This is a genomic window from Ferrovibrio sp., from assembly GCF_017994015.1.
Classification (GTDB): Bacteria; Pseudomonadota; Alphaproteobacteria; order Ferrovibrionales; family Ferrovibrionaceae; genus Ferrovibrio.
In genome coordinates, this window is record NZ_JAGOLP010000021.1 from 1 (window position 1) to 15,115 (window position 15,115).

General features: G+C 61.3%; 5 protein-coding genes. 1 reads left to right on the forward strand and 4 read right to left on the reverse strand.

What is annotated here, in order from left to right; all coding sequences use genetic code 11:
• The 3 genes from KBB36_RS11865 to KBB36_RS11875 all read right to left on the reverse strand — a co-directional run.
• On the reverse strand, nt 1–10,090 hold a 10,090-nt coding region (locus tag KBB36_RS11865), incomplete at its 3' end, for a calcium-binding protein (RefSeq protein ID WP_290980704.1).
• 653 nt (nt 10,091–10,743) lie between these two features.
• Nucleotides 10,744–11,667, reverse strand: a complete 924-nt coding sequence (locus tag KBB36_RS11870; protein WP_290980707.1) for an NAD-dependent epimerase/dehydratase family protein — start codon at nt 11,665–11,667, stop codon at nt 10,744–10,746.
• Nucleotides 11,667–12,845 carry a glycosyltransferase gene (locus KBB36_RS11875; protein ID WP_290980710.1) on the reverse strand — a complete coding sequence of 393 codons (1,179 nt, stop codon included), beginning with the start codon at nt 12,843–12,845 and terminating at the stop codon, nt 11,667–11,669. Before KBB36_RS11875 ends, KBB36_RS11870 begins: the two co-directional genes overlap by 1 nt.
• Nucleotides 12,846–13,033: 188 nt before the next feature.
• Here KBB36_RS11875 and KBB36_RS11880 point away from each other — a divergent pair, with 188 nt between their 5' ends.
• On the forward strand, nt 13,034–14,131 hold the full coding sequence (locus KBB36_RS11880) for a glycosyltransferase family 4 protein (RefSeq protein WP_290980712.1): 1,098 nt from the start codon (nt 13,034–13,036) through the stop codon (nt 14,129–14,131).
• Here KBB36_RS11880 and KBB36_RS11885 read toward each other — a convergent pair.
• Nucleotides 14,118–15,080, reverse strand: a complete 963-nt coding sequence (locus KBB36_RS11885; protein WP_290980714.1) for a UDP-glucuronic acid decarboxylase family protein — start codon at nt 15,078–15,080, stop codon at nt 14,118–14,120. The two genes, KBB36_RS11880 and KBB36_RS11885, sit on opposite strands and share 14 nt — an antisense overlap.
• Nucleotides 15,081–15,115 lie beyond the last annotated feature (35 nt).

Here is a 15,115-nt window from a genome sequence, read left to right on the forward strand (position 1 = left end):
CCGCATTGCTCAGCGTTACGCTGTCATTGCCGCTGCCGCCCTGGATGTTTTCCACATTGGCGACCGTGGCTTTCACGCCGCCGCTGCCAAGCTGCAAAATATCGCTGCCGGCGCCAAGATCGACCGCGCCGCCGGTGCTGTTCAATGTCACCGTATCGGCGCCAGTGCCGCCCAGCACGGTTTCGATATTGGTCACCGTGACAATGTTGCTGCCATTGGCCAGCTTGAGGCTGTCATTGCCGGCGCCGAGATCGTAGCTGCCGCCGCTTACCGCTGCCGCAAGGGTGATGTTGTCATCGCCGCTGCCGCCAGTGATCGCCTCGATATTGCCGGCGGTCAGGTTATTGCCGCCATTGGCCAGTTTCAGGCTGTCGCTGCCGGCGCCAAGCTCGATACTGCCGGCGATCGTGCCGGCCAGGGTGACGGCATCGTTGCCGCTGCCGCCCTGGATGGTTTCGCTATTCGCCACGGTGACGGCATTGCCGCCGGCTGCCAGGATCAGCGCATCATTGCCGTCGGCCAGATCAACGCTGCCAGTACCGGAGAATGTCACCGTGTCGTTGCCACTGCCGCCTTGCAGGGTTTCGACATTGACCACGGTAAGGCTGTTGGTGCCATCGGCCAGGATCAGCTTGTCATTGCCGCCGGCCAGATCGATAAGCTGGTCGGTCACCGGCTCGGCCAGGGTCAGCACGTCATTGGTAGTGGAGCCGATCTTGGATACCACCAGGCCATTCAGCTTGAGGCCGTATTGCACCGCCAGCGTGGCATCGCCATTGACAAAAGTGGCGTAATTGACGCCCTCGATCACCACATCGGCGCCGCGCGCTACAAAGCCGGACGCACTGACAATATCGCCTGCATCGCCACGGATGGTCAGCGTATCGCTATCGGAAACGCGCAGGATATCGGCAGCGGTCAGCGTCACCGTATCCACGCCGCTATTGGCCAGATCCAGTACTTCAATGCCGGTGATCTTGCTGTCGCTCAGATTAAGCGCATTGGTGGCCGTGGCGGCGCGCAATGTGTCGGTGCCGGTGCCGCCGGCAATCAGCGTATCGGCGGCATCGAAGATCAGCGTGTCGTCGCCAATGCCGCCATTCAGCTTGTCGGCACCCAGGCCGCCGATCAGCAGATCGTTGCCGGCGCCGCCCCAGATGTTGTCGGTGCCGCTGCCGCCATCCAGCACGTCGTCGCCGATGCTGCTCCAGATCACATCGTCGCCAGCACCACCGCTCACCGTTACCGTGCCAATGGTGTAGGTTTCGCTGGTCAGGTCGACAATATCGTTGCCGTCGCCGGCATTGATGATCTCGATATCCTTCAGCCGCAGGCCGGTACCCGGGGTTTCGCTGTAATGATCGTCGAGGAAGAGCGTGTCATTGCCGCTGGAGAGATTGACGGTATCAATCCCCTCGCCGCCATCAATCACATCATAGCTGCGCACCAGGCCGGAAATGCTGACACTTTCGCCGGTGCCAGCCAGGCCGGGGCCATTGCCGACATTCTTCGCGGTCCAGCCATTGGCCCACAGACCGTCAACTGAATTATTAAACGTGTCGTTGCCCGCGCCGCCAAAAAGCTGATCGCTACCGGCACCGCCATCAATCACATCATTGCCATCGCCGCCGCGCAGGATGTCGTTGCCATCGCCACCCAAAAGATTGGCGCCGGCGCTGCCGGTCACCGTGATGCTATCGGCGCCGCTTGAGCCGGCGATGCTTTCAACACCGCTGGTGGTGATGCTGCCGGCGCTTGCCAAGGTGAGGCTATCGGCGCCGGTGCCGCCAACCGCGCTTTCCACATTGCTGGCGGTGATGGCGCCGCCACTGGCGCCAAAGGACAGGATATCGCTGCCGCCGCCGAGATCGACGCGGCCGGAGCCATTGAAGCTGACGGTATCATTGCCGCTGCCGCCCAGCACGGTTTCAATATTGCCAACCGTTACGCTGTTAGTGCCATTGGCCAGTTGCAGCGTGTCCTTGCCGCCGGCCAGATCAAAGCTGGCATCGCTGACCAGATTGCCCAGCGTGACATAATCATCGCCTGAGCCACCGGTCAGCTTCTCAACATTGCTGAGTGTCAGGCTGTTGCCGCCGGCAGCCAGGGTCAGGCTGTCATTGCCGGCGCCAAGATCAACCGCGCCATTTGCAATCGCCGCCGCCAGCGTCACCGCATCATTGCCGCTGCCGCCCTGCACGGTCTCGATATTCGCCACCGTCACCGCATTGGCATCGCCGGTGAGGATCAGCTTGTCGTTGCCAGCGCCAAGATTGACGCTGCCTGTGCCGTTGTAGCTCAGCGTATCGTCGCCGCTACCGCCGGTGACAGACTCAACATTGGCCACGGCCAGCACATTGCCGCCATCAGCCAGGAACAGCTTGTCGCTGCCGCCGGCCAGATCGACACTACCGCCAGAAACCGGCGTATCGAGATAGACGATATCGCTGCCGCTGCCGCCGAGCACGGTTTCGACATTGCTCAGCGTGCCGCTATTGCCACCATCGGCGAGCTTGAGCGCGTCGCCGCCATCGCCAAGATCAATGCCGCCACTGACCAGCTTGCTGCCAAGCGTGACGCTGTCATTGCCGCTGCCGCCCTGCACCGTTTCGGTGTTGGTCACGGTCAGGCTGTTGCCGCCATCGGCCAGGGTCAGCTTGTCGTTGCCGCCGGCAAGATCGATATTGCCGCCGCTGACGGTGTTGGCCAGGGTGATGTCGTCATCACCGGCGCCGCCCACCAGGCTTTCAATATTGGCGATGGTGAGCTGGCTGCCGTCGGAAGCCAGGATCAGCTTGTCGTTGCCGCCACCGAGATCAATCAGGCCAGGCACGCTCGGCGGGATCAGTGTGACGGTATCGTCACCATCGCCACCAGCCACATTCTCAACATTTGAAAGCGTGACATTATTCGCCGCGCCGTAAAGCGTCAGCGTGTCTTCGCCATCACCAAGATCAAGGCTGCCGGTGCCGCTATAGCCAACCTGATCGTCGCCCGCGCCACCGGCAACGGTTTCAACATTGGCAACACTGAGATTATTGCCGCCATCGGCCAAAGTCAGGCTGTCTTTGCCGCCGCCGAGATCGATGGTCGCACCGCTCACCGGATCGGTCAGGGTTACGGCATCATTGCCGGTACCGCCGGTGATGCTTTCCACATTGCTGACCGTGACATCGGCGCCCGCGGCATCAAGCAGCAGGCTATCGCCCCCTGCACCCAGATCGATAAGGCCATTGCCGGCATAAGTGACAGTATCGGCGCCATTGCCGCCAAGCACAGTCTCGGCATTGGCAACCGTAAGCACATTGCCGCCATCGGCCAGGGTCAGCGTGTCGTCGCCGGCCCCCAGGTCAACCTGGCTGCCATCGGCCGCACCAGCCAGCGTGATGTCGTCGTTGCCGCTGCCGGCCACCAGGGTTTCCACATTGGCGACGGTCAGCATATTGCCGTCATCGGCCAGGATCAGCTTGTCGCCGCCCGTGCCCAGATCAATCACACCCGGCACGCTGGGCGGAATCAGCGTGACAGTATCATCGCCGCTGCCGCCCACCACATTTTCAACATTCGCCAGCGTGACACTGGCGCCGCCATCGGCCAGCGCCACGGTATCTTCGCCATCGCCGAGATCCAGGCTGCCATTGCCGCTGAAATTGATCGCGTCATCGCCGCTGCCGCCGGCCACGCTTTCGATATTGGCCAGGGTCAGCGTGTTGCCGCCATCGGCCAGATGCAGGCTGTCGTTGCCAGCGCCGAGATCAAGGCTGCCGCCGCTCTGCGCCTGATCCAGCGTCACGGCATCGGTGCCGCTGCCGCCGGTGACGGTTTCCACATTGGCCAGCGTGATGCTGCCGCCGGCATTGCCGAGATCAAGCGCATCGCTGCCGCCGCCAAGATCAACAATCACGCCAGCGGTGGAGCCCGTGAGGCTGACCGTATCGGCGCCGCTACCGCCCTGGATGGTTTCGGCATTGCTGACAGTAACGTTGCCGCCTGCATTGCCCAGGCTGAGCGTGTCGGCGCCGGCACCAAGATCAACATTGCCGCTGCCGATATAGTTGACGGCATCATCGCCGCTGCCGCCGGTCAGGGTTTCGACATTGCTGACGGTGACATTGTTGCCGCCATCGGCCAGCGTGACCGCATCCTTGCCGGCACCAAGATCAATACCGCTGCCCTCCAGTGTTTCAGCAAAGGTGACACTATCGCCACCGGTGCCGCCAACCAGGGTTTCCACCCCGGCCACCGTAACCGTGGCGCCGCCATTGCCAAGGATCAGCTTATCATTGCCGGCGCCAAGATTAACATCGCTGTTGCCGGTGATGGTGATGGTGTCGCTGCCGCTGCCGCCCAGCACGGTCTCGGCATTGCCAACCGTGAACTGGTTGGTGCCATCGGCCAGTTGCAGCGTGTCATTGCCGGCGCCAAGATCAACATTGCCGCCGGTAGTGGCGTTGCCCAAGGTGACGCTATCGCCACCCGAACCGCCGCTGACACTTTCAACATTGGTCAGCGTGATCGTGTTACCGCCATCGGCCAGCGTGACCGCATCCTTGCCGCCGCCGAGATCAACCGACACGCCGCCATTGACGGTTTCGCCGAATGTAACTTTGTCAGTATTGTTGCTGCCGCTGACCGTCTCGGTGCCGGTAACCGTGTAGCTGCCACCGCCGCTGCCGATCTGCAACGTGTCCTGGCCATCGCCGAGATTGGCAGTGCCACCGCCATTGAAGGTGATCTTGTCGTTGCCGCTGCCGCCGGTGATGGTTTCCACATTGGTGGTGGTCAGCGTGTTGCCGCCATCGGCCAGAATCAGGCCGTCCTGACCATCGCCGAAATCAAAATTGCCGGCGGTGACAGCGGTATCGAGCTTGAAGGTGACGTTATCCTGAGCCGCAGAGCTGGTGACGGTTTCGACATTCACCGCCGTGACCAGAGTGGTGTTGCCAACCAGCACCAGCTTGTCGACGCCTTCGCCGAGATCGATATAGCCCTTGCCGGTGAAGGTGACATAATCGTCGCCCTTACCGCCCAGCACGGTCTCGACATTGTTAATCGTCAGCCGGTTGCCACCATCAGCCAGCACCAGAAGATCCTCGCCGTCGGCGAGGTCGATGGTGCCGCCGGTACGCCCCTCGGTGAGCAAAACAGCATCATTGCCCTTGCCGCCGGTGATGCTTTCAACATTGCTGACCTGAACAAAATTGCCGCCATCGCCCAGCGTCAGCTTCTCGGCCGTGGCCGAGCCGATCACGCGCTCGACGCTGCTGACCTGCAACGCGGTGGTGCCGGCTCCCAGGGTCACTTCATCGGTGCCATCGCCGCCGATGATGGTTTCGGTATTCGCCACCAACAGGGTGTTGCCGCCGCTAGCCAGGATCAGCTTGTCGGCACCGCCGGCCAGGTCGATATTGCCGCCGCTCAGGCGATCAGTCAGGGTCAGCGTATCGGCGCCGCTACCGCCCAGCACATTTTCAACATTGGCGGCGGTGACATTGTTGCTGCCGGCGGCTAGGCCAAGCGTGTCATTACCTGCGCCCAGGTCAAGGAAGCCGGTGCCGCTATAGGTGACGCTGTCGTCGCCGCTGCCGCCGGTCACGCTTTCCACATTGGCAACGGTCAGGCTGTTGCCGCCATTGGCCAGTTTCAGCGAGTCGGTGCCGCCGAGCAGATCAACCTTGCCGCCCTCCACCTTACTGGCCAGCACAACATTATCCGTGCCGCTGCCGCCGGTGATGCTTTCAGTGTTGATCGCATTGAGCGTGTTGCCGCCATCGGCCAGCTTGATCGCATCGCTGCCGGCGCCGAGATCGATGCTGTAGGGGCTGCTGGCGGCGCCAATGCCCTGGGTCAGGGTCAGCGCATCATTGCCGGTACCGCCCAGCACAGTTTCAAAATTTGCCGCCGTGACGGCATTGTTGCCGCCATCGGCAAAGCGCAGCAGATCGTTGCCGGCGCCCAGATCGGCGCTACCGGTGCCGGAGAAGGTGATGGTTTCATTACCGGTGCTGCCGGTCACGGTTTCGATATTCGCCACCGTGATGCGATTGTCGCCCTTGGCCAGGGTCAGGCTGTCATTGCCGCCGCGCAAATCCACCATGCCGTCGATCAGCACAGTGCCCAGGGTCAGCGCATCGCCATTGGCCGAGCCGATCACGGTTTCGATATTGGTCAGCGACAGGATACCGCCGCTATTGATGATCAGCGTGTCATTGCCGGCGCCCAGATCAATCACGGTCTTGGTCGGCTGGCTCGAACCCAGCGCAATCGTGTCGCTGCCCGAAGAGCCGATCACGGTCTCTACATTGTCAACCGTGTAGGTGCTGCCGCCTACGGCAAAAACCAGCTTGTCGGCGCCCTTGCCGAGATCCATGTAGCCATTGGTGACCACATCGCCAACGGTGATGATATCGTTGCCGGTGCCGCCGATAACGGTCTCGGTGCCGAACAGGGTCTGCGAATTGGCGCCATTGGCCAGCGTCAGCTTGTCGTTGCCGCTGCCCAGATTGATGCTCATGCCGCGGCTGACCACGGCCTTGAGCTGCACGGCATCATCGCCGGCGCCGCCATTGACGGTCTCAACGCCGGCCAGGGTAACGGTGTTGGCCGCGCCGGCCAGGGTGAGCGTGTCAAGCCCGCTGGAAAGGTCGATCAGGCCGGTGCCGCTATAGGTGACATTGTCGGCACCGCTGGCACCGCTCACCGTTTCGGCATTGCTGATCGAAATGCTGTTGGCACCAATCGCCAGCTTTACCGAGTCAGCGCCGGCGCCGGCATCCAACACCACACCCTGCGCCACAGCACCAAATGCCAGTTTGTCGTTGCCGCTGCCCGCAATGACTGTTTCAACATTGGCAAAAGTGGCCGAATTATTACCATTGGCCAGCACAAATTTATCATTGCCAGCACCAAGGTTGTAACTGCCCTTGGCGGTGGTGACCGCATTGTAGATGACATCGTTGCCATCCAGGCCCACCACGGTTTCAACATTGCTGAGCGTCAGCGTGTTGTTGCCGCTGGCCAGGGTCAGCTTGTCCACGCCGTTGCCCAGGTCAATCACCGAGGCGCTCAGTTTGCCATCCGTCAGGGTGACGATATCGGCTGCCGTGCCGCCGGTCAGCGTCTCCAGATTGGAGAGAGTGGTCATGCTGGCGGCATTGCCCAGCACCAAGCTGTCCTTGCCATCGCCGCCATCAACCACGGCACGGGCGGATTTCTCCAGCCGGATCACATCATTGACCGCGCCGCCCACCAGGGTTTCAACACTGATGGCGGTCAGCGCATTCGCCACATCATCCAGCGACAAGCTGTCATAGCCGCCACCAAGATCGATCTTGGCATTGTTCAGGCTGCTCTGGATGGTAATGGTATCGGTGGTGCCGCCGCCGGTCAGGGTTTCGACATTGGCGATCGTGGCGCTGTTGACAGCACTGGCCAGTTTCAGTGTGTCGCTGCTGCCGCCCAGATCGATCAGCGCATTGGTCAGGCCGGCATTCACCGTCACCTTGTCAATGCCGGCGCCTGCAATCACGGTCTCGATATTCGCCACCGTGGCCGCACTGCCCGCATTGCTCAAGGTCAGCGAATCCAGGCCATCGCCCAGATTGACCGTAACCTTGGTGGCGCCGCTGCCCAGCGTGATGCTATCTGCCGCACTGCCGCCAAACACTGACTCGGCATTGTTGATCGTCAGCGTGTTGGCCACGCCATCAAGCTGCACCACATCATTGCCAGCGCCGAGATCAATCGCAGCATTGCTCGCCACACTGCCGGAGAAAAATATCTTGTCTCCGCCGGTGCCGCCCTGCACGGTCTCAACACCCGACAGGGTGACGGTGTTGGTGCCGCTGACCAGGGTTACCTTGTCGGCACCCTCACCCAGATCAAGCCGGGTCGGGCTGGCTTTGGACAGGATCACCGAATCATTGCCGCTGCCACCGGTGACCGTGTCGATGTTGGCCACCGAGATGGTGTTGCCGCCATCGGCCAGCTTCAGACTGTCATCACCACGCGCCAGATCGATCAGCGCGCCATTCACCGTGGTCTTGAGCGTAATGGTTTCGTTGCCAGCCGAGCCGATCAGCGTTTCGACATTGGCCAGCGCCAGATTGTTATTGTTGGCCCCGGTCAGCGTCAGTTTGTCACTGCCGCCGCCCAGATCAATCACACCATCCGAAGGCGCCACGCCGTAGATTGTCACCGTGTCGGCACCGGCGCCGCCGGTCAGGGTTTCCACATCGGCAACCGTGACAACGCTGCCCGAATTGCCAAGGGTAAGACTATCGTTGCCACTGCCCAGCGCGACATATGCCTTTGTCGTGCCGGCACCCAGCGTGACCAGATCATCGCCGCCGCCGCCATTGATAATTTCGGCATTGTTGATGGTGGCCTGGTTGCCGCCATTGGCCAGGTTCAGGGTGTCGCTGCCGGCACCCAGATCAACATTGCTGTTTGGCCCCAGGGTGGTGCTGAGCTGGATAACATCCGCACCAGTGCCGCCAGTCAAGGTCTCCACATTGCCAACGGTCAGCCCATTGGCGCCATTGGCCAGGATCAGCTTGTCGGCGCCATCGCCGAGGTCAATCACGCCGCTTTTGACCGCCGCGCTCAATGTCACGCTGTCAGCGCCGCCGGCCCCCAGCAGGGTTTCAACACCGGAAACGCTCAGCGTGTTGTTGGCATTGGCCAGTTGCAGTGAATCGAAGCCGTTGCCGGCGCCAAGGTCAACCTTGCCATTGACCATGCCGGTTTGCAGCGTAATGGTTTCGCTGCCGATGCCGCCGGCTATGGTTTCCACATTGGCCAATGTGGCATTGCCGCCGCCATTGCCGAAACTGACGCTATCGCTGCCGCCGCCGAGATCCAGGCTGCCGTTGAACTGGCTGGTCAGGCTAACCTTGTCGGCGCCTGAGCCACCACTGATCGTCTCTACATTGGCAACCGAATAAACGCCGCCGGCATTGCCCAGGATCAGTTTGTCTTCACCACCCGCCAGATCAACACTGGTCTTGGTGCTGGTATCGCCGAGCTTCACGGTATCGGCGCCACTGCCGCCGGCCACAATCTCGACGCCATTGGCGGTGACAAAATTTTCGCCATCGGCCAGCCGCAGCTGATCCGAACCGGCGCCAAGGTCAACCGTCACACCATCACTGGCAACACTTTTCAGCATCACCACATCGGCGCCTGTGGAACCGGTTACGGTTTCCACATTGGCAACGCTGAAGCTGCCGCTGGCGCCAATCTCCAGCACATCCTTGCCTGCGCCAAGATCAATCAGCGTGCCGGCATTCTTGCCCAGCGCCGTAACCACATCGGCGCCGCTGCCGCCGAGCACGGTTTCCACACCCGTGACATTCAGCCGGTTGCCACCATCGGCCAGCACCAGCGTATCGGCACCAAGGAGCAAATCCACATTCATGCTGGTGACGGCGCCTTCCAGCGTCACCGTATCATTCAGGCTGCCGCCCTTCAGCGTCTCCACATTGGCAACCAGCACCGTGTTGGAGCTGCTGTTGTTGAGCGTAAGGCTGTCGCTGCCGGCGCCAAGATCAACCCGGCTGCCGGAGGCAAAGCCATCGCGCATTTCGACCGTATCGGCGCCGCTGCCGCCGAGCACAGTTTCGGTCTGGCTCACATAGGCCAGATTGGTGCCATTGGCGAGTTGCAGCACATCCTGCCCGCCGCCAAGGGCAAAACTTGCGCGGCTGACGGCGCTGCTGGCGATAACATAATCTGCGCCATTATTGCCGATCACGGATTCAATATCGGTAACGCTCAGGCGATTGACGCCATCAGCCAGTTTGAGCGTGTCATTGCCGGCGCCCAGATTGACCAGGCCGCCATCCATGGTGCTGCCCAGCGTAACGGTATCGCCGCCGGCGCCACCGGTAATTGTCTCGGTGTTGGAGATGGTGGCGTAGATGTTGCCTGTGGCGGGCAATTGCAGGCTGTCATTGCCAGCGCCAAGATCGATCTGCGGTGCAGCGATCACATTGGCAATAGTTACCTTATCGTCGCCACTGCTTCCTTGCAGCGTATCGACGTTGGCCAGGGTGTGTGTACCACCCGCATCTGTCAGCGTTGTTGGCACGGCGCCAACCACTCCTCATGCAAGACCGGATGCTTTGCATCGCGGCCACCAAACCAAAAATCTCAACCAACGCAGAATTTCCACTGTGGCACACGCGCTTGTGGCACACGCGCTGATTTGCGCCGGAAACGCGCACGATTTTGCCGCGTCCCAACCACAGCAGATGCCGCCTCACGTTCTCGCCCGGCGGCTTCCGAAACTCTAAAACCAACACAACGCTACACTGTTCACCGCAGCAATGTAACGGGCAAACTACAGTAGCAACATTACAAAACCATCAACACGCTACCACAAATTGCCCAGGCCGCGCACGGGGAATCTGTCCCAAATAGGCTGAATAGCTTGGTTTTCAGGAATCGGTACAATACGCTCACAGAGCAATGCCCGGTCAGCAGATTTACAACAATTCTTTATTTGGTTGCAGTCCCAACCGCAACAATTCTCCACTGGCATCTGGTTTTTTAGGTAATAATTGCTCTTTTTAAGAGTATAGTTAGCCGATGGGCAGAAATAAATTTCACGCAAAACGGGTGATGAACCAGCAGACCCTGGCGCAGACCACAATTATTGCGCGAAGCGAAAGGGTCGGCTTCCGCAGCCTGTGAAAATTATCATTATGCGACAATGAGATGTGGCAGATAGTGGGTTGGCAATCATACCGATAGCGGCGCCGCCAGCAGGCGTTGCAACCCCTGGGCCAAGGTTGTGTCCGCCCGCAGGCCCAATCCGGCTTGCGCGGCCGTCGGATCGCCCACCGAGGCCAGGATATCGCCAGAGCGGCGTGGCGCGCTTTGCAGCATCGGCTCGCGGCCAAGGATGCCGCCCAGGCTCTGCGCCAGGTGCAAAATCGTGGTGGCGCGCCCGGTGCAGACATTGAACACTCTGGCCGCAGCCGGATGCGCCTGCATCGCCGCCAGCAGATGCCGCACCACATCGTCGATATAGACAAAATCCCGAGCCTGCCCGCCATCGCCATGGATCGTGATCGCCTGCCCCGCAGCCAGCCGCGCGGCAAAAATCGCAATCACCCCGGCATAAGGCGAATGCGGTTCCTGGCCCGGCCCATAGGCATTAAAAATGCGCAGGCCGGTGCTAGGCAGATGATGCACATGCCAACCGGCAAGAGCATGCAATTCGGCGGCATATTTATCAGCGCCATAAGCGGTCAATGGCCGCGCCGGCAGGGTTTCGGCCAGCGGCACCGCCGGATTGTCGCCATACACCGCCGCCGAAGAGGCATAGACCACCGGCACCGGTCCAGCCGCACGCGCGGCATCAAAAACCGCGATAGTGCCGCCCAGATTGACCCGGTGCACACCGGGCCAATCCTCTACCGAGCGCTGCACTGAGGCGATGGCGGCAAGGTGAAAACACCCGGCCACGCCCTGCATCGCCCGGTGCAACAAAGCCGTATCGGCCACGTCGCCGACAATCAGTTCGACCTCGGCCGCCAGTCTGTCGCGCCGGCCGGTGGAAAGATCGTCCAGCACGCGCACGCTATCGCCGCGCGCCAGCAGGGCGGCACAGAGCTGTGCGCCGATAAAACCGCAGCCGCCGGTGACCAGATACAGCGCCATTAAACACTCCTCATGCCGGCATTGCCTGCCAGCCTCTGATAAACGGCAAGATGCTGCTGCGCCACCCTGTCGGCGGTGAATACATCACGCGCCCGCTGCAAGCCGGCTTGCGACAATGCCTCCCAGCGTGCCGTGTCCTCGATCACGGCCAGTATCCCGGCACTGACTTCATCCGCCTTGCGCGTATCCACCAGGATACCGGCGCGCCCCTGATCCAATATCCATTCCGGCCCATGGGCATTCCAGCCGGCCAGCACCGGCAGGCCGCGCGCCATCGCCTCCACCGCCACCTGCGGCTGGGTCTCTTCCAGCGACGGATGCACCAGCAGCGTGGCGGCATCCATATGGCGCAGCACCGCGGCAGCATCCACCGGCCCGATAAAGCCGACGCCCGCTTCCAGTTGCCGCTGCCGCGCCCAGGCCGCCGCTGGGCCATCAGGCTCAAAATTCTGCCCGAGCAGCAGCAATCTGGCTGCCGGGTTTTGCCGGCGTATGCCAACAAAAGCGCGCAGCAATGTGGCAACATTCTTGAGTTTGCCAAAACCATTATTGACCGCCAGCAGCAACGGCGGCCCGGATGGATAACGCCGGGCGCTAGGCTGGATCAGCGCTGCGTCGATACCCAGCGGAATGCTGCCATGCACCCGCCTGCCGGCTTGCCGCAACCATTGTTCAATCGGCGGCGACACTGCCAGAAAATGCTGTGCTTGGCGCAGCGTGCGCTGAAACAGCCACCAGCGCCCCAGGCGATAGGCATCCGGGGTATGGCGCAGCACGTTGCCGGCCCAGTCATGCGCTGTCACCACCACACGGGCAGGATCATGTGCGGCCAATGCACCCAGCGCGAATTCGTAGCACCAATGCGCATGCACAATATCGGGCCGGCTGGCCTGCACCAGCCGTGTAATCGCCTCGCGCTCCTGCCGCATCAGGTCACGCATGCGGTGGCGCTGGCGAAACGGTGCTACATGCAGCCGCAAGGCACCAGCATCAACATGCCAGGATTCGGTTGCCGCCATTTGCCAGGTGACAAGCTCAACCGCCTGGCCGGCAGCCAGCAAAGCCGCAACCTGACCGGCAATCCCGGACAGGCTGATTGCGGCACGCTCAGCCGGTGCGGCATCCAGCCAGAGGCGCAGTTGCGCCAGATTGACAGGGCCGGCAACAGTCAGCCGCATGTCTTCCACACAAAGTTGAGCATTTTGGTTCGCCTCTGCTCGCTCTGCCGCTGATTAAACGGATACACTAGATTAGAGCCGATCGGCGCTGCCGGTATGGATCAGGCATGAGTAAGCTTCCAATCGTCATGCGATGCCTGATCCCATTAGGTCGGCGTGGCATCAGCATGGAATTTGCGGCAGCTTATATGAAAATCCTGCATATACTCAACGAATTGAAATTCAGCGGCGCCGAGCTGATGCTGCACGCAGCAGCAAATGATCTGCGCCAGCAGGCCGATCACACCATCCTGATCACCGGCGACCAACCCGGCGAGTTTGCGCCAGCCCTGGCAGCCCGGGGCTTTGCGCTTGAGCATATTCCGTTTCGGCGCAACTTTGCCTTTCTGCTGGCAGTCTATCGCCTGCTGCGCCGCGCTGATGTTGACCTGATCCACGTTCACACCGAACAGGCCAGTTTCTGGTATGGCCTGCTGGCACATATCGCAGGCAAACCGAACCTGCGCACATTGCATAGTGAATTCGGCTTCAATGGCTTGCTGCGCTGGCGTCGGTTGCTGCAACGCCGGCTGTTGGCCTGGCTGGGCACGGTTTTTGTCGCCTGCTCGCCGCGTGTCGCCCGCAATGAACAAATCCGCTTCGGCACGCAGCCGCGCGTTGTGCAGAACTGGTTTGATCCCAGCCGAATTCATCTGGCCGACGCGGCCACGCGCCAGGAGGCGCGGCAAAAACTCGGCATTGATGCCGCTGTTTTCATGGCGCTCTGCGTTGGCAATAACAGCGCGGTGAAGAATTTCCCGGCCGTGATCGAGGCGCTGCGGCTATGCCCGGCAGCAGCCGATATTGCCTGCACTTTCTGTGGTGACTACGATCCGGCGCAGCAACCTACGGCAGACGATCCGATCAGGGCGCGTGTGCATTTCCCTGGCGCGGTGAGCAATATCGGCGACTGGCTTGCCGCCGCCGATGCCTATATCTGCGCCTCACATTATGAAGGTGGCCCCCTGGCCTTGCTGGAGGCTGGCGCTGCCGGCATCTTCTGCATCAGCACCCGGGTTGGTTTGGTGGAGACATTGCCCGCCCTGCCCAACCTGATCATTGTACAACCCGATGCCGCCAGCATCGCCGCCGCGCTGCAACAGGCGCAAAGGCTGCCATTGACCACGCGGCAAGAACAGGGCGCGGTTTTATCCGCCTTTATGCTGGAACATTTTTCACCCAAACGCGGCGCCCGCGACTATGCCGCGATCTACCGGGAACTGGCGCAGAAGATTAAGCGACTTTGAAATAGGCGATGGTGCGCGCCAGGCCGGTTTCCAGATCGGTTTCCGGCTGCCAATCCAGCCTGGCACGCGCCAGGGCGATATCCGGCTGGCGCTGGATCGGATCATCCTCGCGGCGCGGTTCGTGCCGGATGGTGGAGCGCGAGCCGGTTTGCCGCAGCACCCGCTCGGCCAGGCCCAGGATGGTTTCCTCGGCCGGATTACCCAGATTGACCGGGCCGATATCATCATCCGGCACCTGCATCAGGCGCAGGATGGCTTCCACCGTATCGTCGACATAGCAGAAGCTGCGCGTCTGCCGGCCATCGCCATGGATCACCAGTGGCTCGCCGGCCAGGGCGCGCACGATGAAATCCGAAACCACGCGGCCATCCTCGCGATGCATGCGCGGGCCATAGGTGTTGAACAGGCGCGCCACCCGGATCGACAGGCCGAATTGCCGGCGGTAATCAAAAAACAATGTCTCGGCGCAGCGTTTGCCTTCATCATAACAGGCGCGCGGGCCGATAGGATTGACATTGCCCCAATAGCCTTCCGGCTGCGGATGCACCAGCGGGTCGCCGTAGATTTCCGAGGTGGAAGCCTGGAAAATCCGCGCCCCGGTATTTTTGGCCAGATCCAGCATGTTGATGGCGCCCAGCACAGCGGTGCGCACCGTCTGCACCGGATTATACTGGTAATGAATCGGCGAGGCCGGGCAGGCCAGATTATAAATCTGGTCTACATCAAGCTGCACCGGCTCGGTGACATCATGCAGGCGGAATTCAAAGCGCGGATGCCGTGCCAGATGCGCCAAACTGCCGCGCTGGCCGGTGAGCAGGTTATCCAGGCAGATCACGCTATGGCCCAGGGCCAGCAGGCGATCCACCAGATGCGAGCCGATAAAACCGGCGCCGCCGGTGACAAGTATGCGCAAGCCGCCCTGCCCGGTGTGGTTTTTACCGGCTACCATGATCACGCCTGACTGATCTTGTTTTACAAAAACGC

Excerpts from the sequence above, each read along its gene's own strand:
- KBB36_RS11870 (WP_290980707.1), bottom strand. The coding sequence starts at position 11,667 with ATGGCGCTGTATCTGGTCACCGGCGGCTGCGGTTTTATCGGCGCACAG.
- KBB36_RS11875 (WP_290980710.1), bottom strand. The coding sequence starts at position 12,845 with ATGCGGCTGACTGTTGCCGGCCCTGTCAATCTGGCGCAACTGCGCCTC.
- KBB36_RS11880 (WP_290980712.1), top strand. The coding sequence starts at position 13,034 with ATGAAAATCCTGCATATACTCAACGAATTGAAATTCAGCGGCGCCGAG.
- KBB36_RS11885 (WP_290980714.1), bottom strand. The coding sequence starts at position 15,080 with ATGGTAGCCGGTAAAAACCACACCGGGCAGGGCGGCTTGCGCATACTT.